Annotated in this window: 25 protein-coding genes; 11 read left to right on the top strand and 14 right to left on the bottom strand. The window is 63.8% G+C overall.

Annotation, left to right across the window (positions count from 1 at the left end; translation table 11 throughout):
• Both ABZF37_RS08105 and ABZF37_RS08110 read left to right on the top strand, forming a co-directional pair.
• A partial coding sequence (locus ABZF37_RS08105) for an MFS transporter (RefSeq protein ID WP_372718692.1) occupies window positions 1-361 on the top strand: 361 nt, incomplete at its 5' end.
• A gap of 61 nt (window positions 362-422) precedes the next feature.
• Entirely contained in the window at window positions 423-1,670 is a 1,248-nt protein-coding gene (locus tag ABZF37_RS08110) for an MFS transporter (protein ID WP_372718694.1), read from the top strand.
• Window positions 1,671-1,697: 27 nt separating this feature from the next.
• Here the strand turns inward: ABZF37_RS08110 and ABZF37_RS08115 are convergent, their stop codons facing one another.
• From ABZF37_RS08115 to ABZF37_RS08145, 7 genes are all read right to left on the bottom strand, one after another.
• Window positions 1,698-2,672, bottom strand: coding sequence for a dihydrodipicolinate synthase family protein (locus ABZF37_RS08115; protein ID WP_372718696.1), 975 nt, complete (start codon window positions 2,670-2,672; stop codon window positions 1,698-1,700).
• 76 nt (window positions 2,673-2,748) lie between these two features.
• Window positions 2,749-3,051 carry a P-II family nitrogen regulator gene (locus ABZF37_RS08120; protein WP_372718740.1) on the bottom strand — a complete coding sequence of 101 codons (303 nt, stop codon included), beginning with the start codon at window positions 3,049-3,051 and terminating at the stop codon, window positions 2,749-2,751.
• Window positions 3,052-3,053: 2 nt separating this feature from the next.
• On the bottom strand, window positions 3,054-3,995 hold the full coding sequence (locus ABZF37_RS08125) for a sodium-dependent bicarbonate transport family permease (RefSeq protein ID WP_372718698.1): 942 nt from the start codon (window positions 3,993-3,995) through the stop codon (window positions 3,054-3,056).
• Between the two features lie 94 nt (window positions 3,996-4,089).
• Entirely contained in the window at window positions 4,090-5,073 is a 984-nt protein-coding gene (locus tag ABZF37_RS08130) for a TerC family protein (protein WP_372718700.1), read from the bottom strand.
• A gap of 21 nt (window positions 5,074-5,094) precedes the next feature.
• A complete protein-coding gene (locus ABZF37_RS08135) occupies window positions 5,095-5,373 on the bottom strand; it encodes a YkvA family protein (RefSeq protein ID WP_372718702.1) in 279 nt (92 codons plus the stop codon).
• On the bottom strand, window positions 5,373-6,248 hold the full coding sequence (gene htpX / locus ABZF37_RS08140; protein ID WP_372718704.1) for a protease HtpX: 876 nt from the start codon (window positions 6,246-6,248) through the stop codon (window positions 5,373-5,375). Before htpX ends, ABZF37_RS08135 begins: the two co-directional genes overlap by 1 nt.
• Window positions 6,249-6,359: 111 nt before the next feature.
• Entirely contained in the window at window positions 6,360-6,710 is a 351-nt protein-coding gene (locus ABZF37_RS08145) for an HPF/RaiA family ribosome-associated protein (RefSeq protein ID WP_372718706.1), read from the bottom strand.
• Between the two features lie 125 nt (window positions 6,711-6,835).
• Between ABZF37_RS08145 and nhaR the strand changes: the two genes are divergently transcribed.
• Window positions 6,836-7,747 carry a transcriptional activator NhaR gene (nhaR, locus tag ABZF37_RS08150; RefSeq protein ID WP_372718708.1) on the top strand — a complete coding sequence of 304 codons (912 nt, stop codon included), beginning with the start codon at window positions 6,836-6,838 and terminating at the stop codon, window positions 7,745-7,747.
• Window positions 7,748-7,793: 46 nt separating this feature from the next.
• Here nhaR and ABZF37_RS08155 read toward each other — a convergent pair whose 3' ends face one another.
• The 3 genes from ABZF37_RS08155 to ABZF37_RS08165 are packed head-to-tail and all read right to left on the bottom strand — an operon-like array spanning window position 7,794 to window position 9,559.
• On the bottom strand, window positions 7,794-8,210 hold the full coding sequence (locus tag ABZF37_RS08155) for a DUF6691 family protein (protein WP_372718710.1): 417 nt from the start codon (window positions 8,208-8,210) through the stop codon (window positions 7,794-7,796).
• A complete protein-coding gene (locus tag ABZF37_RS08160; protein WP_372718712.1) occupies window positions 8,207-8,638 on the bottom strand; it encodes a YeeE/YedE family protein in 432 nt (143 codons plus the stop codon). The genes ABZF37_RS08155 and ABZF37_RS08160 overlap by 4 nt, the downstream gene beginning before the upstream one ends.
• Before the next feature lie 60 nt (window positions 8,639-8,698).
• Entirely contained in the window at window positions 8,699-9,559 is an 861-nt protein-coding gene (locus ABZF37_RS08165; RefSeq protein ID WP_372718714.1) for an MBL fold metallo-hydrolase, read from the bottom strand.
• Window positions 9,560-9,698: 139 nt separating this feature from the next.
• On the opposite strand from ABZF37_RS08165, the gene ABZF37_RS08170 reads away from it, so the two are divergent.
• Window positions 9,699-10,001 (top strand): ArsR/SmtB family transcription factor, encoded by a 303-nt coding sequence (locus tag ABZF37_RS08170; protein WP_372718716.1) that lies wholly within the window; start codon window positions 9,699-9,701, stop codon window positions 9,999-10,001.
• A gap of 9 nt (window positions 10,002-10,010) precedes the next feature.
• Here ABZF37_RS08170 and ABZF37_RS08175 read toward each other — a convergent pair whose 3' ends face one another.
• From ABZF37_RS08175 to ABZF37_RS08185, 3 genes are read right to left on the bottom strand one after another with little or no spacing between them, the layout of a single operon-like run.
• Window positions 10,011-13,094: an efflux RND transporter permease subunit gene (locus ABZF37_RS08175; RefSeq protein WP_372718718.1), complete on the bottom strand. Its 3,084-nt coding sequence runs from the start codon at window positions 13,092-13,094 to the stop codon at window positions 10,011-10,013.
• Window positions 13,091-14,176 (bottom strand): efflux RND transporter periplasmic adaptor subunit, encoded by a 1,086-nt coding sequence (locus ABZF37_RS08180; protein WP_372718720.1) that lies wholly within the window; start codon window positions 14,174-14,176, stop codon window positions 13,091-13,093. Before ABZF37_RS08180 ends, ABZF37_RS08175 begins: the two co-directional genes overlap by 4 nt.
• Before the next feature lie 60 nt (window positions 14,177-14,236).
• On the bottom strand, window positions 14,237-15,214 hold the full coding sequence (locus ABZF37_RS08185) for a hypothetical protein (protein ID WP_372718722.1): 978 nt from the start codon (window positions 15,212-15,214) through the stop codon (window positions 14,237-14,239).
• A 292-nt stretch (window positions 15,215-15,506) separates the two neighbouring features.
• On the opposite strand from ABZF37_RS08185, the gene pilB reads away from it, so the two are divergent.
• From pilB to ABZF37_RS08215, 6 genes are read left to right on the top strand one after another with little or no spacing between them, the layout of a single operon-like run.
• Window positions 15,507-17,219: a type IV-A pilus assembly ATPase PilB gene (gene pilB, locus ABZF37_RS08190; RefSeq protein WP_372718724.1), complete on the top strand. Its 1,713-nt coding sequence runs from the start codon at window positions 15,507-15,509 to the stop codon at window positions 17,217-17,219.
• 21 nt (window positions 17,220-17,240) lie between these two features.
• Window positions 17,241-18,464: a type II secretion system F family protein gene (locus ABZF37_RS08195; protein ID WP_372718726.1), complete on the top strand. Its 1,224-nt coding sequence runs from the start codon at window positions 17,241-17,243 to the stop codon at window positions 18,462-18,464.
• 10 nt (window positions 18,465-18,474) lie between these two features.
• Complete coding sequence (locus ABZF37_RS08200) at window positions 18,475-19,317, top strand: A24 family peptidase (protein ID WP_372718729.1); 843 nt, start codon at window positions 18,475-18,477, stop codon at window positions 19,315-19,317.
• Window positions 19,317-19,919, top strand: a complete 603-nt coding sequence (gene coaE / locus ABZF37_RS08205) for a dephospho-CoA kinase (RefSeq protein WP_372718730.1) — start codon at window positions 19,317-19,319, stop codon at window positions 19,917-19,919. Before ABZF37_RS08200 ends, coaE begins: the two co-directional genes overlap by 1 nt.
• A gap of 36 nt (window positions 19,920-19,955) precedes the next feature.
• Window positions 19,956-20,729 (top strand): cell division protein ZapD, encoded by a 774-nt coding sequence (zapD, locus tag ABZF37_RS08210; protein WP_372718732.1) that lies wholly within the window; start codon window positions 19,956-19,958, stop codon window positions 20,727-20,729.
• Between the two features lie 8 nt (window positions 20,730-20,737).
• Complete coding sequence (locus ABZF37_RS08215) at window positions 20,738-20,905, top strand: DNA gyrase inhibitor YacG (protein WP_372718734.1); 168 nt, start codon at window positions 20,738-20,740, stop codon at window positions 20,903-20,905.
• On the opposite strand, the gene ABZF37_RS08220 is transcribed toward ABZF37_RS08215, so the two are convergent.
• Window positions 20,851-21,606: a hypothetical protein gene (locus ABZF37_RS08220; RefSeq protein WP_372718736.1), complete on the bottom strand. Its 756-nt coding sequence runs from the start codon at window positions 21,604-21,606 to the stop codon at window positions 20,851-20,853. The two genes, ABZF37_RS08215 and ABZF37_RS08220, sit on opposite strands and share 55 nt — an antisense overlap.
• Before the next feature lie 3 nt (window positions 21,607-21,609).
• On the opposite strand from ABZF37_RS08220, the gene ABZF37_RS08225 reads away from it, so the two are divergent.
• On the top strand, window positions 21,610-22,586 hold a 977-nt coding region (locus ABZF37_RS08225; RefSeq protein ID WP_372718738.1), incomplete at its 3' end, for a 3-deoxy-D-manno-octulosonic acid transferase.

A 22,586-nucleotide genomic window follows, 5' to 3' on the forward strand; every position in this document is an offset into this window, starting at 1 on the left:
ACGCCTGGCGTTGCCGGGCATCCTGCTGCTGGCCGCACTGAGCGTGGTCATCACCGGCCGCGTTGGACACTCCCTGCCGCTGCTGTTGGCGCTGGTGTTCTGCTGCGGCTTTTTCGCATTTGGCGCGCAAATCAGCCTCAACACCTTGGCGGCCCACATCTATCCGACTCGGGCCCGCTCCACCGGTGTCGGCTGGGCGCTGGGCATCGGACGCATCGGGTCCATTCTGGGGCCCCTGGTGGGCGGCGTGTTGCTGCAGATGAAACTGGGTCTGCCGACCTATTTTCTTGCCTTCAGCACGCTGCTGATTGCAGCGGCGGTAGCCGCGTTCAGCGTCCGTAGGCAGCAACCGGCCGTGTAAAGCGGTCTCCGGTGACGCGATCCGGTCGCTTGCTTACCGTCAGGCCCGGGAACACGTTTACATGCAAGCTGTCGCCGAACCGAAGGATCAGCGGTCCATGTCCGGCCAGCAATGGTGGGTACTGGCGCTGTGCACGCTGGTGATCCTGCTGGATGGCCTGGACTTGCAGGCGGCGGCCTTCACCGGGCCATCCATTGCCGCACAGTGGCAGCTTGAGCGCTCCAGCATGGGGCCGATCTACGCCATGGGACTGGCCGGCGGAGCTGTTGGAGCGCTGCTGATGGGTCCGCTGGGCGATCGCTACGGCCGCCGGCCGGCCCTACTGCTGTCGATGCTGGCGTTTGGCACCGCGACATTCCTGACCGCATGGGTACGCAACTTCGATCAACTGCTGGTTATGCGCCTGCTGACTGGCATTGGGCTTGGCGGCGCCGTGCCCAATGCCGCAGCGCTGATCAGCGAATACGCGCCCCCGCGCCTGCGCAACCTGTGCGTCGCGATAACACTGACCGGTATCCCACTGGGCGGCATCGTGGGTGGTTTGCTGGCAAGTTGGCTACTGCCCCGCTACGGCTGGCCCGCAGTCTATATCGCCGGCGGGCTGGCGCCGCTGGCGACCTTGCCCTTGCTGTGGCGCCGCCTGCCTGAATCGGTGGAGTTCCTCGCACTGCGTGCCGCGCCCAAGCCAGCCGCAGACGCCGCGCCGGTTGCCAGGCCGCGCTTTCCGGTGCGCGAGCTGTTCCAGCCCGGCTACGTCGGGGACACACTCCTGCTGTGGACGACGTTTTTCACCAGCCTGATCGCGCTCAATTTCCTGATGAGCTGGACGCCCAGCCTGGTACTGGAGGCCGGCTTTCAGCTGCGGCATACCGCCTGGGCGGCGGTGGCGCTGAACCTGGGCGGCGTAGGTGGCCCGCTGCTGGTCGCCGCGCTCGCGGCGCGCCACGGCACACGGGTGTTGCTACCGGTTGTGCTGCTGCTGGCCGGTATTTGTGTGGCGGTCACCGGGCGGGTGAGCGACTCGCTACCGCTGCTGCTGCTCACGTTCTGCAGCGGATTGTTTGCGTTTGGCGCCCAGATTGGCCTGGTCGCCCTCGCGACGCATGTGTATCCAACCCACGCCCGGGCCACGGGCGTGGGTTGGACCATCGGGATTGGCCGCATCGGTGCCGTATTCGGCCCGCTGCTCGGGGGATTGCTGCTGCAAGCCAAGCTTAGCCTGCCAAACTATTTTCTGACCATCAGCTCGGTGCTGGTGATCGCCGCCCTGTCGACCTTCCTCATCCGCCGGCACCAGCCGGCGGCCTGAGTCACCGGTCGACAGGGTGTTGTCGGCTCAGCGGTACTTACGCGCGCACAGTTCGGCCCAGGCCTTGCCGCTGGCCACGGTCAGTGCACGCCAGTCGTCAGGCAGATCTTCGTAGGGCGCACGACACGGGCCGGCCTTGATGTAACCGGCGGCGTTGCAGCGGATTTTCTCCACTTGCACGTTGTACTTGGAGAATTCCTTGAAATCCGGAATGGCGTTGGGCAGGCCATGCAGGTCGTGCATGATTTCGCCCATGCGCGCCTTGTCACCGGCGTCGATGGCCCGCTGCAGGGCCACCACCGGCTCCGGCCCCATGGCGCAACTGGTCGACCACATTGCCTTCACGCGATCGCCGACCAGGTCGTAGGCCATTGGCGCGGCAAAGTCGATCGGCAGGAACTGCACGTTCGGCGCCGCGTCCATGCTGGCCGGCAGGTCGACCAGCATGTTCTTCGGGTCCATCAGGTTGCCGACGTACTTGCAGGTGACCACGGTCGGACAATGCTTGCCGACGCCGGCCCAGAACTCGACCGGGAAGGTGGATTTGAAAAACAGCGGGTTGGCGTACACCATCAGCGCCATTTCCGGCACCGCCTCGGCCAGATCCGCGTAGAACTTGACCGAATTGGTGATGGTCGGGGTCTGCCACAGCGGCAGGCCGACGAAACCGCCCTCCACACCCAGCTCCCGAAACTTGCGCATCTGGCGCACGGTTTCCTTGGTGCCCAGCGTGGTGATGCCGGCGAACACCGGCACCCGGCCGCGCGCCACCTCGACGATGGTGCGGGTGAAGGCGAGCTTTTCCTCCAGCGTCAGCGCGGCACATTCGCCGGTGGTGCCGTTGGCGGCGATCGAGCCGATACCGGCGGTGATCAGCTGCTCGACCATGCGCGCGGTTTCGTCCAGATCGACCGAATCCTCGTACTGCCAGCCACCCTGCCCTTCCTTGCATGGCGTCGGGATCATGGCGGATACGCCACGGATATCGTCTTTGGTCAGCATCGGCAGGGCCTCCTGGCAATCTAAAAGGGCGCTAATAGTAGCCGGGTTCTGTGCGCCCGAAGAGATGCGGCCATGATCAGAACTTTTCGGGACGGAGAATTTCAATGTCGTGCAGAAAAGCCACCATCGCATAGTCGGCGTAATAGCGGTCCTGAAGATGGCCGAGCGCCGACTCCGCCAGGACGCGCGGGCAGATCACCTCGATGCGGATATTGGCCGCTTCCCCCCATGCCGCATCGCGCACACCCCGACTGCCCCGTCCGCGGGCATCGGAAACGGTGTAGCCACGCACACCCAGCCGATCCAGGTCGCGCAGCAGGGTTTGCTCGACGGCGGCCTCGGTGATTACGGTGAGCAGGGTTCTTTTTTCCGTTGACAGGGTCATGGCGTTACTCCCACGAGTTGCAGGGCCAGCCAATGGTAAAGCGGGATACCGACCATGATGTTGAAAGGAAAGGTCACCCCCAGCACGGCGCCGAGCGACAAGGCCGGGTTGGCTTGCGGCACCGCCAGACGCATGGCCGCCGGCACCGCAATATAGGAGGCGCTGGCGGCCAGGGTGGCGAGCAGCGTCAGGCCGCCGACCGACAGGCCCAGGGCCATGCCACAGCCCAGTCCAAGCACCGCCGACAGCAGCGGCATGAACAGGCCGAAAGCGACGATGAACACGCCCCGTCGTCGCAACTCGCCCGCCTGGCGGCTGACGATCAGCCCCATCTCCAGCAGGAACAGGGCCAGCACGCCCTTGAAAAGATCGTAGAACAGCCCCTTGATGGGGGCGAGCCCCTCGGGACCGGCCGCCCAGCCGATGGCCATGCCACCCAGCAGCAGGGTCACGCCCTTGCCCAGAAAGGTCTCGTGCGCGAGCAGGCGCCAGTCGGTTTGCCTGCCCAGGCCGCGCGCCAGCACGATGCCGACCATGATGGCAGGCACCTCCATGACGGCCAGAAAAATCGCCATTTGCGGTTCAAACGCGATGCTCCGCGTCATCAGCCAGTTGATGCCCACCGCGAAGGTGGCCACGCTCACCGAGCCGTAGTGAGCCGCCGTGGCCGCGGCATCCGCCCGCCCGAGCCGCCCCACGCCGTTCAGGATAGCGAAGGCGATCAGCGTCTGCGCCACCCCCAGCAGGATCACCGCACCCAGTTGCGGCACCAGCGGGCCGAGTGCCTGTTGCGCCAGGCCCTCTCCGCCCTTCAGGCCAATGGCCAACAGCAGGAACACCGACAAGGATTCATAGAAGCCAGCCGGCAGCTTGAGCTCCGAACGGAGCAGACCGGCCGCCAGGCCGAACAGGAAAAACAGGACAACGACGTCGATCATGCGGCGCCGCTCCTGTTTCCGGCGCTGGCCGGGTCATAGGGGCACATGGCGCGGATCGCGCGCTGCGGATCGGTGTTCATACTGGGGCCTCCATTCATTCGCCTGCCGGTGGTGTGCTATCGGATAACCCGCGCGTGGCGATCAGGCTGGCGATCACGCTGGCGCCGATCAGCACCGCGACGATGGCCAGCGAAGCGGCCACCGGCATGTGGTACCAAGGCGTGATCAGCATCTTGGCACCGATGAAGGTGAGCACCATGGCCAGGCCATATTTGAGCAGGTGGAAGCGATCCGCCACGTCGGCCATCAAGAAATAGAGCGCCCGCAGCCCCAGGATGGCGAAGATGTTGGAGGTGAAGACGATGAACGGATCGGTGGTGATGGCGAAGATGGCCGGGATGGAGTCCACGGCGAACACCAGGTCGGAGACCTCGATCAGGATCAGCACCAGGAACAGCGGCGTGAAATAGCGCACGCCATTCTTGATCACGCTGAATTTCTCGCCATGATCGCCCTCGGAAATACGCAGATGTCGGCGCGCGAATTTCAGCACCGGGTTTTTCTCCAGGTCGGGCGTTTTTTCCGCCATCACCAGCATGCGCATGCCGGTAACCACCAGGAATAAACCGAACAGATAGAGCACCCAGGAAAACTCCCGCACCACCCAGGCGCCGGCCAGGATCATCACGGCGCGCATGACGATGGCTCCCAGTACGCCGTAGATCAGCACCCGGCGCTGGTATTCGGCGGCGACATGAAAGGACGAGAAGATCAGCAGGAACACGAACACGTTGTCCACCGACAGCGATTTCTCGATCAGATAGCCGGTGAGGAACTCCAGTGCCTTCTGGTCGGCAATCTGCGGCCCGACGCTGGCGTTCAGGTGCCACCACAGGCCGGCATTGAAAAGCAGTGCGAGGCTTATCCAGACCGCCGACCAGGCCGCCGCCTCCCTGACGCCCACCTTGTGCGCCTTGCGGCCGCCGAACACCAACAGGTCCAGCGCCAGCATGACCAGCACGAAGGCGACGAAGGCGCCCCACATCCACGGTTCGCCGATGGAGATCGCGTTGTTCATGTCGAAGCGTCCGCTGGTTGTTCAATAACGGGGATCGCGCGCCCGGCACTCGGCCATGACGGCGGGCGGGATCAGCCGCAGTGCCAGCCAGACCAGACCCGGCACGATGACCAGATCGTCCAGCTGGCCGATGACCGGCAGAAAGTCCGGGATCAGATCGAACGGCAGCAGGGCGTAACCAACAGCCAGCCCCAGCAGCGCCTTGTCAGGCCAGGGCGTATCCGGATGGGCGAGCGCGCAGCGATACACCGCGAACTCGCGCTTGAATGCCCGCGCCAGCGCGGCCAGCCGGGCACGCATCAGCGTGCCGTCTTGAGCATCGCGATGCGCTCGGCGAGCGGCGGATGGGTCATGAACAGGCGCTTGATGCCGCCCGCGCCGCCGCCGGCGATGCCGAAAGCCGCCAGCTTGTCGGGCAGCGGTTGCGGGTGCAGGCTCGCCAGCCGCTCCAGCGCCGCAATCATGGCGCCGCGCCCGGCCAGTCGCGCGCCGCCGGCATCGGCGCGAAACTCCCGCTGGCGCGAGAACCACATCACGATGATGGACGCGAGGATGCCCAGCACCAGATCGGCAATGATCACCGTGACCCAGAACGCCGGGCCGTGGCCGTTTTCGGTCCGAAAGATCACGCGATCCACCGTGTGACCGATCACCCGCGACAGGAACAGGACAAAGGTGTTCACCACGCCCTGGATCAGCGCCAGCGTGACCATGTCGCCGTTGGCGACGTGGGCCATCTCGTGACCCAGCACCGCCTCGGCCTCTTCCCGGGTCATCGTTTGCAGCAAGCCGGTGGACACGGCGATCAGCGAGCGGTTCTTGCTCATTCCGGTGGCAAAGGCGTTGACGTCGGGCGACTCCCAGATCGCCACCTCGGGCATCCTGATGCCGGCCGCCTGTGCCTGGCGCGCCACGGTCTGCACCAGCCACTGTTCGGTGGGCGTGCGCGGCGCGCTGATGACCTGGGCACCCACCGACTTCTTGGCCATCCATTTGGAAATGGCCAGCGAAATGAAAGCCCCGCCAAAGCCCATGACGGCGGCAAAAATCAGCAGCGAACCGAGGTTCAGGCCCTGTTCGTTCAGGTAGGGTTCCACCCCGAGCAGCCGCATGCTGACGGACAGCACCAGCACGATGGCCAGGTTGGTGGCCAGAAAAAGCACGATGCGTTTCATGCATGACTCCTTGCAGTCATTGAGGTGGTGATGACGGCCGCTGCCAAAATCAGCCGGGTGCGCACCCGCAGGCTGCCCAGGCTCGATGCGGCCCGCGCCGGGGGCTCCAATTTACTCAATCCGCTCATCGTCACCGCGCTCGAAATGCTCGTCGAAGCTGCCGCGCGCGCGCCGCAGATGGCGCCCCAGCGTTCGTTCGGCGCGGTGTGCAGCGCGATCCACCGCCACATGGATATCTGCTTCCGTGTCCTTAACGACAATATCGGGCAAGCCGTGCAGGCGAAGCTGGAGGTGGCAATGCCGGTCCACGCCGCCCCCGGGACCGCCGATATCCGACAGGTGCGCGGCGACCCGCACCACCCGGTCCTGAAAACGATTCAGGGCAAATTGCAACCGTTGCTCCACATGGGCGCGCAGATTTTCGGTCAGCACGAAGCCATGGGCGTGGATTACGACCTGCATCCGCTGCTCCCTCGTCTGCGATACCGAAAACCGACGGGCCCATTCTGAGCTTGCCGCTGCATAAAGAAAATCAGATTATTCTTTCCGGTTAATTCGTTACAGACTGATAGCGAGCCGCAGTGCTTATGCTCAACTACAAGCAGCTTTACTATTTCTGGAACGTCGCCAAGGCCGGCAGCATCACGCGCGCCGCCGAGCGATTGCACCTCACCCCGCAGACCATCAGCGGCCAGATCAGCGAACTCGAACGCGCGCTGGGCAGCGACCTGTTCCGGCGTGTCGGGCGGCGACTTGAGTTGACGGCAGCGGGAAAACTGGCGGTCTCCCACGCCGACGAGATCTTCCAGATCGGCAACGAGCTTGAGCAATCGCTGCGCAGCGGTGCCAGCAGCGCAGAGCTGCTGTTCCGGGTCGGTGTCGCCGACGTGGTGCCAAAATCCATCGCCTACCGACTGCTGGCGCCGGCGATGACGCTCGCCGAACCCGTGCGCCTCATCTGTCACGAGGACAAGCTGGAACGGCTGTTCGCGGAACTGGCCATCCACCAGCTCGACCTGGTGATCGCCGACCGGCCACTGCCCTCCGAACTGGGCGTAAAAGGCTACAGCCACGCGCTGGGAAGCTGCGCCGTCGTCTTCCATGCGGTGCCGGAACTTGCGACCCGCTATCGGGCGGATTTTCCGCACTCCCTGACCGGAGCACCCCTGCTGATTCCGGGTACCAGCGCAGCGGTACGCGGACCGCTGGAACGCTGGTTCAACGAACACCGCATCCAGCCGCGCATCGTTGGGGAGTTTGACGATACGGCGCTGATGAAGGCTTTCGGGCAGGCCGGTGTCGGCATTTTCCCCGCGCCCGCGGTGATGGCCGAGGAAACGCAACACCAGTACGGTGTCCAGAGGGTCGGCGGCACCGGAGAAGTGGTCGTCAAGTACTACGCTATTTCGGTAGAGCGTCGACTCACACACCCGGCCGTGGTGGCGGTCAGCCAGGCGGCAAAACAGGCCCTGTTCCTGGTCAGTGACCCCGCTCCATAATTCCGCCGGGAACAGGCCGTCCGGGGAGATCCAGACAACCGGCCGATCAGCCGCCGTCCAGCCACACCTTGCAGGCCAGCGAACCGGCGATCATGGCAACGACGAAAAACCACGGTTCGGCGGTACCTAGCGTCAGTGCTACCAGTGCGGGGCCGGGGCAATAGCCAGCCAGGCCCCAGCCGATGCCAAACAGAGCGGCGCCGATAACCAGCCGAGTATCGATCTGGCGCCTGGTCGGCAGATGAAACCGAACCTCCAATCGTGGCCGTGTACGGCGCAGCACCCAGGGGAAAAGCAGCGCAGTCACTCCGGCCCCGCCGCCCATCACGAGGACAAGACTCGGATCCCAATGGCCAGCCAGGTCCAGAAAGGCCAGCACCTTGTTGGGGTCGATCATCTGAGCGAGCGCCAAACCCACGCCAAACAGCACCCCGCAGAGCGCGTTTGCGAGGATGCGGCTCATGCCTGTCCACCGAGCAGGTGGCGCACGACGTATACGGTCAACATGCCGCAACCGACGAAGATGATGGTCGCCACCAACGAGCGCAGCGAGCGACGGCCCAGGCCGCACACAGCGTGACCACTGGTGCAACCACTGCCCAGACGGGTGCCGAAACCGACCAGAAATCCAGCCGCGAGCAGCAATGGCATCGGAAATCCCTGCCGTGGCGTGAAGGCCTGCGGCGTGAACCACCAAAACGCCGCGCCGCCGGCCAGCATCCCGGCAATAAAGACCACGCGCCAGGCGCTGTCGCCAGGCTGGCGGGCCAGCGCACCGTTCAGAATGCCGCTGATGCCGGCGATGCGACCGTTCAGCCATAACAGCAGCACGGCGGAGAGGCCTATCAGAAAACCACCACCCAAGGCGGTGAAAGGTGTGAACCCGGTCATGGAATCTCCCTGCTGTCAGCGCGAGACGGAGTTAAGTATGTACAGCTGGCCGGCCTACCGTCACAGCATGTCCACCGGCAATTTTAGGTAGACCCCGCCGTTGTCCTCTGCCGGCGGCATATCGCCAGCGCGGATGTTGACCTGAATCGCCGGCAAGATCAGCTTTGGCATACCCAGCGTAGCGTCGCGGGCGGTGCGCATCTGGACAAAAGCCTCCATGTTCACGCCATCGCGCAGGTGGATGTTACCCGCGCGCTGCGCCGCGACTGTGCTCTCGCAGCGGGGTTCGCGACCAGCCGGCGGATAGTCATGGCACACAAACAGCCGCATGTCCTCGCCCAGGGCGAACAGCAGATGGACCGACCGGTACAACGTGGCCGCATCTCCGCCCGGAAAATCGCAGCGTGCACTGCCCGCATCGGGTAAAAACAGGGTGTCCCCCACAAACACCGCATCCCCGACGACGTAGCTGACGCTATCGCTGGTATGACCTGGGGTTGCCAGCACGCGGATGGCGAGATTGCCCAGCGGCAGCACCTCCCCATCGCCGAGCAGGCGCTCGAACTGAGAGCCATCGCAGGCAAAGTCGGGGCCAAGGTTGAACACGCGCGCGAAGGTCTCCTGCACCTCGCGGATACCGATGCCAATGGCAACTGGCGCTGCAAACTGCTGCTTCAGATAGGCCGCGGCACTCAGATGATCGGCGTGAGCATGGGTTTCGAGTATCCACGCTACCGTCAACCCGCGCTGGCGCGCCGTCTCCACGATCCGGTCGGCGCTGGAGCGCGCGATTCTGGCGGATGCCGCATCGAAATCCAGCACCGGGTCGATGATGGCTGCCTGTTGAGTGCCCGGATCGACCACCAGATACGACCAGGTTCCGGTCACAGAATCGAAAAATGAGTCGATGTCCGGTTTCACGTCAGGGCATCCTCAGGTAGAGTCCAGAATGTGTAATTAGTCACACCCGGTACTTATTAGCATCACCTACTATGTGTGTCTAAGGGAACGCCAGTTAAAAAGAAGAATCATGCAAGAGAATAAGGTTCAATGGGCTGCAATGCGCACCGCAGCCGGCGCCACCGCCGCTATTCTGAAAGCGATCGCCAATGAGCATCGTCTGCTCATGCTGTGCGCCCTTGCCGAACAACCGCTGGCGGTGTGTGACCTGAACCGTCATGTGCCTCTCGCGCAATCGGCACTGTCACAGCATCTGGCACGGCTGCGCGGCGCGGGGCTGGTGGTGACCGAGCGCGATGGTCCCAAAATCCGCTATGCGCTGGCGGATGAGCGCACCCGCCGCCTGATAGACGTACTGTGCGCGGAGTACGGCCCACCCGCACCCGCGCCGGCCGCCGCCTAGGGGGTCAGCTCAAACGGACCCGGGCACTGCTTGAGTTCTGCCGAGGCGTCGGCGCAGGCGTATCAGCCCGTGTTCAGAAAGCGAATACAGCGCCGGCACTACCAGCAGCGTAAGCACGGTGGAGCTGAGCATACCCCCGATAATGGTGACCGCCAGGGGACCGTTGGCCTCGAAGCCGGTGCCAAAGCCCAGAGCCGCCGGCAGCATGGCCAGAATGATGGTCAACGAGGTCATCAATACCGGTCGCAGCCGGATTGGGCAGGCGTCCAGAAGGGCCTGATCGATATCCTTGCCCGCCACGCGCATCTGGTTGGTCAGATCCACCAGCAGGATCGAGTTCTTGGCCACCAGACCCACCAGCAGCACCATGCCGATCATCGAATAAATATTCAGAGTCATACCGAACAGCCACAACCCGAACAAGCCGCCCACCGCGGCCAGCGGTTGCGCCACCATGATGATGAACGGCTGCACCAGCGAGTTGAACTGGCTGGCCAGCACCATGTACAGGAGCACCATCGCCAGCACGATAGTGCTGGTCAGAATGCGCACCGTGTCGGCGAAATCCTTGGTCTGACGCACCATGGTCACCTCGTACCCCTCCGGCAGATCACCAGCAGCGCCCTCCACGGCGGCGATGGCATCGTTCAGCGCCACCTTAGGCTCGGCGTAGAAATTCGCCGCGTAACGCAGGTCGTAGCGGGCGATCACTGCCGGCCCCAGGCGCTCCTCGAAACGCGCCACGGTGTCGGCCCGAACCAGTTCGCCACTGGTACTGCGCAGGTAGATGCGCCGCAGGTGCTCGGGACGGGTAACCTGGCCTTCCATTGCCTTGACGCGCACGTCGTAGCGCTCGCCGTCACCCGGCTCGTCGTTGAAATAGGCCACATCCTGGCCGCCCATCAGCACGTTGACCGCATGCGCCACGCTGGCTGCGCTAAGACCCAGGCTGGCCGCCCGCACGCGATCGATTTCGAGCTTCAGTTGCGGCAGGTCGAGCTTCAGGTCCATATCCAGGTAGCCCAACTCGGGGTGCTCGCGCGTAAGTTTCTGGTGCATATCCTCAGCCAGCCCGGCAACCCGCTTCAGGTCTATCCCGCGCAGGACGAATTGCAAAGGCTCGCCACGCGCGCCCTGCACCATCGGCACCCGACCGGCAAACGCCTCGATGCCGGCAATGTCCTTCATCGCATCCTGCACCCGCGCGATGATCGCGTACTGATGAGCTGAGCGCTGCTCGGCCGGCACCAGGCGCACGAACACCATGCCCTGGCTGACCTGCCCCAACGGACCGAGACCCACTGCCGACCAGAAATCGCGCACCTCCGGCTGCTGCTGGAGCAGCGTTTCGATGTCGCGCATACGCTGTTCCGTATACGTCAGGCTCGATCCCAGCGGCGTCTTGAAGGTCACCAGAAAACCGCCTTCATCCACCTCGGGTTCGAAGGCCTTGCCGATTGATCCGAACAGCAGACCCGCCGGCAGCACCACCAGCACTGCCAGCAGCAGAGTCAGCCAGCGCCAGCGCAGCACCCAGCGCAGGGCATGGCGATAGACGGTCTCGACCGCACCCATGGCGGCGAAGCTGGCGCGCGCCAACCGCCCCTGATGCACCTCTACCTTGAGCAGGCGCGAACACAGCATCGGCGTCAGGGTCACCGCCACGAACAACGAGGCCAGCACGCCGGACGCTACCACCACGGCGAACGACTCGAAGAACATGCCCATGACGCCTTCCATGAAGATCACCGGGCCAAAAATGCACACCAGCGCGAACGTCGCCGCAACGATGGCGAAATAGACCTGTTGCGTGCCCACGGCGGCGGCCTGCTTCGGCTCGCCGGGTCGCTCGTGCATGTGCCGGTGGACGTTCTCCAGCACCACGATGGCGTCGTCCACCACCACGCCGATCAGCAGCAGCAGGGCCAGCATGGTCATGGTGTTCAGCGTGTAGCCGAGGAAATACATGATCATTACCGATGCCAATAACGACACCGGGATGGCCAGCGCGACGATGAACGTGGCCCGCAGATTGACCAGAAAGGCGAACACGACCAGCGCCGCCAACCCTGCGCCCAGGTAGATGTGCTCGGTCAGCGAGGCGATGGTCCGCTCGATGAAGTCACTGTCGTCCCAGGTAATCGACAGCTTCAGACCCGGCGGCAGCGACGGACGAAACTCGCTGTCGAGGCGGCGCTTCACCTCCCGGGCGATGGCCACCGTGTTGGCGTTGCTGATCTTGATGATGCCAAGCCCCATTGACACCCGACCACCCTGGTAGGCCGCCTGACGGCGGTCCTTGCCGCCGTCTTCCACCTCGGCCACGTCCTTGAGCAGGATCGGCGCCCGCTCGCGATAACCCACAACCAGGCGCTGCAACTCGTCCACCGAGTGGTATTCCTGATCGAGCTTGATCAGGTGCTCGGTCTGGCCGCCCACAAGGAAGCCACCGGGTAGTTGCAGGTGCTCATTGGCCAGGGCCGCGGTGATGTCCTGCGCCGTCACACCGAGCGCCGTGGCACGGCTCAGGTCCACGTTGACGCGAATGGCGCGCTCCTGCACGCCACCCATCTGCACCTCGCCCACCCCCTCGATGGTCTCCAGGCGTTTCTTGAGCACCGTGCGCGCGTACATGTCCAGCTGCGGATCGGTGCGGTCGCCCTCCAGCGACAGCCACATGATGGCCTGCGACCCGGTTTCGAGCTTGGCCACCACCGGCGCGTCGATATCGTTCGGCAAGCGCTCCACGGCCTGGCTGATCTTCGCCTGCACCTCGTTGAAGGCGACGTCGACATCCTTTTCGAGTTGAAAAATCACCACCACCAGCGATACGCCCGGCAGCGACTGGGACTCGATGCGCTCGACGCCCGGCGTGCTGTTGACGGCGCTTTCGATGATGTTGGTGACCGCCGAGTCGATCACCTCCGGGTTGGCCCCCCGCAGGGTGGTGATCACCGACACCGCCGGAAACTGGATATTCGGATATCGATCAATGCCAATACGCTGATAGGAAATCAGGCCGAACAGCACGATCAGCAGGCTCAGCATGAGCGCGAAGATGTGCCTGTGGATGGAGATTTCCGGCAGTGTCATCGGCCTTCCTCACGCACAGTGACGGCGGCCCCGTCGGCGAGGTAGGCGGCGCCGTCAGCGGCAACACGCTGCCCTGCGCTCAGCCCGGACCGGATCTCCAGTTCATCGCCAAGCCGCTCGCCCACTTCGACCTTGGCCTGTCGGACTTTGTCGCCATCGACGACGTATGCCACCGTGCCCGCAGGACGCAGGATGATGCTGATGGCAGGAACCACAACCGAGTTGCGTTCCTCCATGACCAGGCGTCCGGTAACGCTGGCGCCAGGCGCCCAGTCGCCAGGATTGGGCAGTTCCACAATCGCCTCGCCGGCGCGGGTCGCGCTGCTGACCATCGGCCGCAACTCGGTAACCGTGCTGGTAACCTGCTGCCCCGGCGCGGTCGGCGTGGTCAGGTGCACGGTCAATCCGGGGCGCAGCCGGCCGAGCACCGTTTCGGGCAAGGGCAAATGCACGCGCAACATGGCGCGGGTGGCGATCTGGAACAGTGCCTGTCCATTGTTGACGTAAGTGCCCTTGGACACCAGACGCTGCTGGATAACACCGTTGACCGGCGCCAGCAGCACGGTCTTGTGTACGCCGCGGGCGGCAATGTCGCGTCGTGCCCGGGCCGTGGACAATTGCTCGGTAAGCGCTTTCAGCTGGGACTCCGCCTCATCGAGTGCCGTCTCGGACACGAAGCGGTCCTTTCCCAGGCTGCGATAGCGCGCCACCACCCGCCGCTGGTTTTCGAGCAAGGCCTCAAGGCGCGCGGTCTCGGCACCGGTCGAGCGCAGCTCGTTCTGGTAGTCCACCGCCTCGACACGGGCCAGGACGTCGCCCGCCTCCACCGCCTGACCGACTTCGACCGCAACCTCCACCAGCCGACCGGCCACTTCCGCTGCCACCATCGGCGAGGTCAGGGTATCGATATAGCCTATGGACTCTTCAATGACCTGTACCGGACGCTCGGCGGCCGTGGCGACGGTAATCGAAACCCGCCGCTCGACGTTCTGCGCCGGTGGCTCGCCCCCGCCACAGGCGCACAAAGCGGCCACCGCCAGCAGCAAGGGGTACCGGCGTTGCCTTAAAAACATTGAACGCATGAATACACAATCCCTGTGAGGTTTTGTCCCAACCGCGCGCACGCCCACGACCCACCCGCTTTACTGTTGCTGCTTCCCCGGTTGCCCCTGCTGACACGGGCAACCAGCATAAGCCGCGCCGGTCACGGCGCCACCACCGGTACTCGCAAAGCGTACATCAGGGAGGCTGCCTTCGGCGCCCCATTCGTCGCGCCGCGGCGTGTGCCAGGATAGTAGCAGGCAGTCATCGGTCAGGCAGGCCGCGCTGTGGGCCCGGTATGGGGGCAGCATCACAAGCTGGCCAGCATGCGCCGTCAGCACGGCGCCATCACCTTGAGTCAGGGTCATCGTGCCGCGTAACAGGAAGGTCACCTCCTCCCCATGCACCGCGTGCGCTGCCCGCAAATGGCCTGTCTGGCCAACGCGCAGCCGAGTAACCGCCACGCTTACGTCCTGTCCGTGCCAATGACGAAATGCCAGGGAGTCGGACCCCACTGGCAACAGCGATGCCTCGACATTCTGCAGATTGAACAACGTGCGCACGGCGGAGCCCGCATCGGCAGGGCGTGCCGACGCAGCCGCCACGGCCGGCTGGCCGTGGCCTGGAAAGTACGCATTACCATCCTCATCCGCATACTCCGGCCGCGGCGGCGTCACCACGCTGAGGATACGGTTGGCATTGGCGCCAAACGTTCCGGTGTGCCGAACGTTGGCTTTGACGAGGATCACATCGCCCTGGCGCACCGGGTAGTGGCGTCCACGCTCGTCGACGATGCTGGAGTCCCCAACCATCTGCACCGCCATTTCACTGCCATGGCTGTGCAAAGCAAGTCCCGTGTCCGACCCAGCCGATGCCGGGAATTCGAACAATGCCGTGCTCTGATGGGTACCGAACCAGTGGCGCATATACACCGCCCCGGGCACGATTTCTTTCAGCCCGGCGCGGGTAACATCCACCACCCGCAGTTCCCCGGGGTGCAGCCGTGGGTCATCCTGCGCATGGGCAACACCCAGAAAGAACGCCATGAGCATTCCAAAACCGATTCCAATGGTGTCCACGCTGCCTCCAGTTGCATCACAAGCCGTGTGCCGTGAACGCTGCCATCACCCACAACATAGAGCGAACCCGAAACCAGACGGTCGACTTCGGGCTCTTGCGCTCAACATTTTGTTTCGCGGGTCGATAAGCGATTTGCACAGCAAGCGTCCCGGGCTTGTGACATACAAGAGTACCTCGCCGGAACCCAGCTACTCAGCAACGTTAGCGAATGGGGCATTGCAAGAGCAGACATTGTTATAGTTGGCACCGTCCGGGAACGATGAGGGGACCGAGGACAGCGTAAATTCAGGCATGGCAACACCAAGTACACGAATCAGCCTGATCGGATTAGCCAAACGTTTGGCGACCGACGGCTTAATGACCGAGCACGAGGCAGTCGACGCCAGCCAGGCAGCGGCGGCGAAGGATATGTCTTTGGTCGCCTATCTGGTCGAAGAGGGTGGGCTGGACGCGGCGCAGATAGCGCTGTGTGCGTCGGCTGAATTCGGCCTGCCGTTGTTCGACCTGGCCGCCTTTGACGGCGAGTTGTTGGGCTCGCACGGGGTCAGCGATCAGATTATCCGAAAACACCGCGCGCTGCCCCTGTTCCGGCGTGGCAGTCGTCTTTTTGCCGCCGTGTCCGACCCCACCGACTTCCGGGCACTTGACGAAATAAAGTTCAGTTCCGGGTTTAGCACCGAGGCCGTGCTTGTCCCACACGACAAGCTGCTGGCCCTGCTCGCCCGCCTGGTTGCCGACCAGGAAAGCCAGCCGCTTGACGATATCAACGACGCCGACCTTGACGCCCTCGTGGTGGCGGACGAGGAGCCGGAGCTCGGTGGCAACAACGTTGATGTGGACGACGCGCCAGTGGTGCGTTACGTCAACAAGTTGCTGTTGGATGCGATCAACCGGGGCGCCTCCGATCTCCATTTCGAACCGTACGAGAAGCGCTACCGGGTTCGTTACCGGGTCGACGGCCTGCTGCGTGAAGTCGCCGCCCCCCCACCGGGCCTGGCCAATCGACTGTCCGCGCGCATCAAGGTTCTGGCCCGCCTAGACATCGCCGAACGCCGGGTGCCTCAGGACGGCCGCCTGAAACTGAAAATCTCGCGCAACCGTTCGGTCGACCTGCGCGTGAGCACGTGCCCGACGCTTTATGGCGAGAAGATCGTCATGCGCGTACTCGACGGCGGCGCGGGCATGCTCAAGGTCGAACAACTTGGCTTCGACCCGGCGCAGCGGGAGCTGTTCGAGGAAAACCTGCGCAAGCCTTACGGCATGATGCTGATCACGGGCCCGACCGGCAGCGGCAAGACCATGAGCCTGTACGCCGGGCTAAAGGAGCTGAACCAGGCCGGCATCAACATCTCGACCGCCGAGGACCCGGTGGAAATCGTCATGGAAGGCGTGAACCAGGTCAACGTCAACGTCAAGGCCGGCCTTACCTTCGCGGCGGCGCTGCGCTCCTTCCTGCGGCAGGATCCGGACGTGATCCTGATTGGCGAAATTCGTGATCTTGAAACCGCCGAAATCGCAGTCAAGGCAGCACAGACGGGCCATATGGTGCTGGCCACCCTGCATACCAACGACGCCGCTCAGACCATCACCCGCCTGATGAACATGGGCGTACCACCCTACAATGTGGCCGCCGCGCTGAACATGGTTCTCGCCCAGCGGCTGGCGCGGCGCTTGTGCACGCACTGCAAAAAGCCGATGGACCTGCCGCGCAAGGGCCTCCTGCGGGAGGGCTTCTCCGCCGAAGAAATCGATGCCGGTCTGGTCATCTACGAGGCGGTCGGCTGCGAGCGTTGTACCGACGGCTACAAGGGGCGCATCGGCATTTACGAGGTATTGCCGATCTCGGAGGAGATGCGCAAACTCATCGTGCATGAGTCGTCACCACACGAAATCGCCAAGCAGGCGAAAATCGAAGGCATTATCGACCTGCCGAATGCCGGTCTCGCAAAGGTTCGGGAGGGCATCACCAGCCTGAGCGAAATTCGTCGCATCATCAAGGAATAACGGACCCGGATCCTAATCGCCATGGCTACTCGCAGCGCCCCGACTCCCCGCATACCCACCTACGCATGGACGGGCTTCGACCGCACTGGCAAGCGCCTGGCCGGCGAAATCAAAAGCGTGGATGAGGCGTTCGTACGCGATCAGTTGCGAAAGCGCGGCGTGCTGCGGGCCCGCGTCAGACGCAAGTCGACCTTGTTCGAATCGCGCAAGAGCGTCAGCGCCAGCGATATCTCGTACTTCACGCGGCAGCTAGCCACCATGCTGGAAGCCGGCGTGCCCATGGTCAGTTCCTTTGACATCATCGGTCGCGGCCACGACAACCCGGCCATGACCGAGCTGCTGATGAGCATCAAGGGCCAGGTTGAAGGCGGCCTTAGCCTGCACGAAGCGCTGGCAATGCATCCGCGCCATTTCAACGAGCTTTACGTCAACCTGGTGGCTGCTGCCGAACAGGCCGGCATCCTGGATACCGTGCTGGCCAAGTTGTCGACCTATCTGGAAAAAACCGAGGCCCTGAAGCGCAAGATCCGCTCCGCCATGTTCTATCCGGCCGCAACCATCGCCGTCGGTTTTATCGTGACAACCATTCTGCTGGTATTCGTCATCCCGCAGTTCGAGGACTTGTTCAAGGACTTCGGTGCCGACCTGCCGGCGCTGACCCGTATGGTGGTCGATTTGTCGGAATGGTTCCGGGAATGGTGGTGGATCGCGCTGTTTACCGTAGTCGGCGGGGTGATCGGTGCCGCGCAGGCGCACCGCCGCTCGGTACGCTTTCGCGATTTTCTGGACGGCCTGGTGCTACGCGTGCCCTTGATCGGCGACATCGTCCGCAAGGGCACGGTCGCGCGTTTTGCGCGCACGCTGTCCACCATGTTTGCCGCCGGCGTACCCCTGGTGGAAGCCATGGAGTCAGTGGCGCGGGCCTCGGGTAATGCGGTGTACGAAAAGGGCATTCGCCATATCCGCGACGAAGTGGCGACCGGCGGCAGCCTTAACGTGGCAATGGAAAACAGCCACCTGTTTGCCCATATGGTCACCCAGATGGTGGCGATCGGCGAGGAGTCGGGCTCGGTCGATCACATGCTGGCGAAAGTGGCCGATTTCTACGAAGACGAAGTCGACCAGATGGTCAGCCGCATGACCAGCCTGATGGAACCGCTGATCATGGCGGTATTGGGCGTCATCGTCGGTGGCCTGGTAGTGGCCATGTACCTGCCCATCTTCAAACTGGCATCGGTGTTCTGAGCCAGACCCCTTGCTGCCCACCGTCCTCGTAAACCCGGTATTTTTTACCGCTGGCTGTCTGCTGCTCGGCTTGGCGCTGGGCAGTTTCCTGAACGTTGTGGTGCACCGTCTGCCGGTCATGCTGCAACGGCAGTGGGACGCGGACAAAGGCGACCTGAAGGTCGCCGAGCGTTACGATCTGATATTTCCGTCCTCGCGCTGTCCCAAGTGCAGGAGTCCGATCGCGTGGCGCCACAATATCCCGGTGCTGGGCTGGTGCTGGCTAAGGGGGCGTTGCGCCCACTGCCAGGCCTCGATTTCGGCCCGCTACCCGATACTTGAGATCGCTGCCGGCCTGACCGCGGCCGCGGTCGCCTGGCGCTTTGGGCCTGGCTTTGCAGCCGTGGCTGGAATCGGTCTTAGCCTGACGCTGCTGGCGCTGACGCTGATCGATATCGACCACTTGCTGCTGCCGGATGCCATCACACTACCCGGCATCTGGGCCGGTCTGCTGGTCAATCTTGGCCACACGTTCACCGATTTGCGCTCCGCGGTACTGGGCGCAATTGCTGGCTATCTGTCGCTGTGGCTGGTCTATCACCTGTTCAAATGGTTGACCGGCAAGGAGGGGATGGGCTACGGCGACTTCAAGCTGCTGGCGCTGATTGGTGCCTGGCTGGGCTGGCAGTCGCTACCGGCGTGTATCTTGTTGGCCTCCGTGATCGGCAGTGTCTATGGCATCGGGGTCATCATCCTTCGAGGTCGTGATCGCCAGCAGCCGTTTCCGTTTGGACCGTTCCTGGCGGGCGCCGGCTGGATCAGCCTGATGTGGGGCGCCGCCCTGCGCGAGGCTTACTGGCAGTTGGTGGTTTAGTGCTGGTCGTTGGACTCACGGGCGGCATCGCCGCCGGAAAATCCACCGCCACGACGTTCTTTCGCGACCATGGCGTGCCAGTCATCGACGCCGACGAGGTGGCGCGCGAGGTGGTAGCCCTGGGCACGCCGGGCCTCGACGCCGTGACGGCGGCTTTCGGCAGCCAGGTGCTGTCCGCTGATGGCACACTCGATCGGCGCAGGCTGCGCGATCGCGTATTTGCCAATCCGGCCGAGCGCCTTCGCCTGGAGGGCATCCTGCATCCCCTGATTGGCACCGAGGTGCGCGTACGTTTAAAAGAGGTCAAGGCGCCCTATTGCATCCTGGCGGTCCCGTTGCTGATCGAATCACCTAATCTGCGACAGCTGGTTGGCCGCGTGCTGGTCGTAGATGTACCGACCGAAGTACAAGTGGCGCGCCTCATGCAGCGCGACCAGATGACGACCCAGCAGTGCGCGGCAATACTGGCAACCCAATTGCCGCGTGAGCGACGGCTTGAGGCGGCGGATGACGTAGTCGACAATGCCGCAGATGTCGCCGCGCTGATCCGCCAGCTTGAGGTTCAGCACGCGATTTATCTCGATATAGCTCAAAAGCGCTAGCATCCGCGGCCCGTAACGGGCATTCTTTAAAGTGCCATGAACCCGCCCGACGCAATAGTCTACGAACAGCCGCTCAATGAGCGCATGCGAACCTTGTTACGCATTGAATTCGTGCTGCGTGGCCTGAATGACAGCATGGCGGGCGATCAGGTGTGGGATCACCGTGTCGCCATCAAGCACCTGCTCGACCTGACCGATCTACTGACCCGTAGCGACCTGCGCACCGAAGTGCTCAGGGAGCTGGAGCGCCTGGCGGGTGTCCTCACCACCATGCAGTCAATGCCGGAGGTGGACGCGCCGCGACTGCGGCAGATACTGGAACAGCTGGATAGCGAAATCGATCGCCTGCACGCGCAACGCTTGCCGTTTGGACAGGCGGTATTGGAAAGCGACCTGATCTCCCAGCTGCGTAAGCGACATAACCTGTCGCTGGGCAACTGCGAGTTCGACCAGCCGGCGTTCCGTTTTTGGTTGGCCCGGCCGGCGCCACAACGCCATCAGGAAATCGGCGCCTGGTGCGCGCCGTTCACCGGCCTGGGCCGCGCCACCTCCCTCATTCTGGAGCTGATCCGACAATCTGCCAGCGAAGCGGTCGAGACCGCACAACTGGGTTTCTATCAGCGCTCTCTTGATACGAATCAGTCGCATCAGTTACTGCGTATCCTGCTGCCACTTGGCTCCCCGTACTACCCCGAAGTCAGCGCCGGGCGACATCGCTTCTCGATTCGCTTTGTGCGCTTCGCCGACCAGGGCAAACCCCTGCCCGCGGACGAGGACGTGCCGTTTCGCCTGGTGTGTTGCAACTTGTGAGCGAACTCATGCCCTGTCCCACGTGCAAAAAGCCGGTCGAATGGTCGGTTAGCAGTCTGTATCGCCCGTTCTGCAGCGAGCGCTGCAAGCTGACCGACCTCGGCGGCTGGCTGAACGGCGATTACCGCATTCCGCTCGCCGATGTCGAGTCGGATCCGCTATCGACCGACGATTGAGCGCTCGCCCGCCTCCATTGGCGCCAAGCCAGGTTGTGCAACAACCGCCTGGAAGTACCCGCCAACCCGGCTGCGGCCAGATAAGCCCCCAAAAAATCCCCAAACACTTGCCTGGAATGCAAACTTCTGGCGCTGGTGTCGCGCAGCAGCGGGCGCAGATTACGCGCGCGACGCAGCACACCAAGCCGCGCCGTCGAAACACGCAGATCGGCCACGTCGATAAGGCCGAAACCGCCTCCCGGCAGGCACACGACATTGCCGCTGTGCAGCGACCGGAAATAGACGCCGCGCTGGTGCAGCTCCGCCACGAAGCGCGCAAGCACGTTCCAGTCTGCATCCCGCGCGGGCGTCGACAGGCTTTCGCGCAGCACACTGCCGACAAGCGGCCGGTAGATCACCCCATATCGCGCACGCTCGGGACAGTAAAACAGGCGACGCACCTGGACGGTGGGAATACCCAGCCGGGCCAGAGCGGCAGCGTTGTTCACAAAGCGCTGCGCGGCCGGCGCCCAGGCCGCGGACGACAGTCGGCGCTGGCGACGAAACAGCTTCACAACCGCACCGGAAGGCAGCTGCGCCACCTTGATTCCGTGTCGGTCGTATTGAAGAACCTGTGCGGCGTCGAGCAGCCGCTGCAGGCGGCTCGCACCCAGCAGCGGATAGCGTCGGCGCCGAAAGGCAGGCTTCCCAACTAGTCGCATGCCGTGAATTATCGTCTTTATTCCTGGCTGAGTCGTGCCAGTCTGCCGCTGGCTTTCGGCCGTTTAATGTGGCGCAGTCGCAACCAGCCGGCCTATCGCCAGCGCTGGCCGGAACGCCTTGGTTTCGGGCGCGTCAGCGCCCCCGGTGGCATCTGGCTGCATGCGGTCTCGGTCGGCGAAGTCAATGCGGCCTTGCCACTGCTCACCAGTCTGCGAAAGACCTATCCCGCGCTCCCCCTGCTGGTCACCACAACCACGCCGACCGGCTCGGCGCAGCTGCGCCAGCGCCTGGGACACACGGTCGCCCACTGCTACCTGCCTTACGACCTGCCTGGGGCGGTACGACGCTTCCTCGACCGCGTGCAACCACGGTTGGGCATCGTCATGGAGACCGAGTTGTGGCCCAACCTGTTCGCCGCGGCGACACATGCGAACATCCCGCTGGTGCTCGCCAATGCGCGGCTGTCACAGCGCTCCAGCCGCGGCTACCGGCGCCTGGCGGGTCTGACACGCCAGACACTCGGACAGCTGTCAGCTGTCGGCGCGCAAACCAGCGCGGATGCCCAGCGTCTGATCGAGCTTGGGCTGCCACAGTCGCGGCTGAACATCACCGGCAACATCAAGTTCGACGCTCCGGTCGCGGATACGGCACCCGGGCTGGCCTTGCGTCAGCGCCTGGGTCCCAAGCGGCCGGTATGGCTGGCGGCCAGCACCCATGCCGGCGAGGAAGCGGCAGCCCTCGCGGCCCATCGGGTACTGCGCCAGGCCCAACCGGGCGCGGCGCTGATCCTCGCGCCACGTCATCCGCAGCGCTTCCCCGAAATCGCCCGGCTGTGCCACGAACAGGGCTGGGTCACCTCCCTGCGCAGCGCGGATGACGACACCTGGTGCGATGTCTACCTAGCCGACAGCATGGGCGAACTGCCGTCTCTGATGGCCGCCGCCGATCTGGTATTTGTCGGCGGCAGCCTGGTTGCGCG

It is taken from the genome of Immundisolibacter sp. (assembly GCF_041601295.1).
Lineage (GTDB): Bacteria > Pseudomonadota > Gammaproteobacteria > Immundisolibacterales > Immundisolibacteraceae > Immundisolibacter.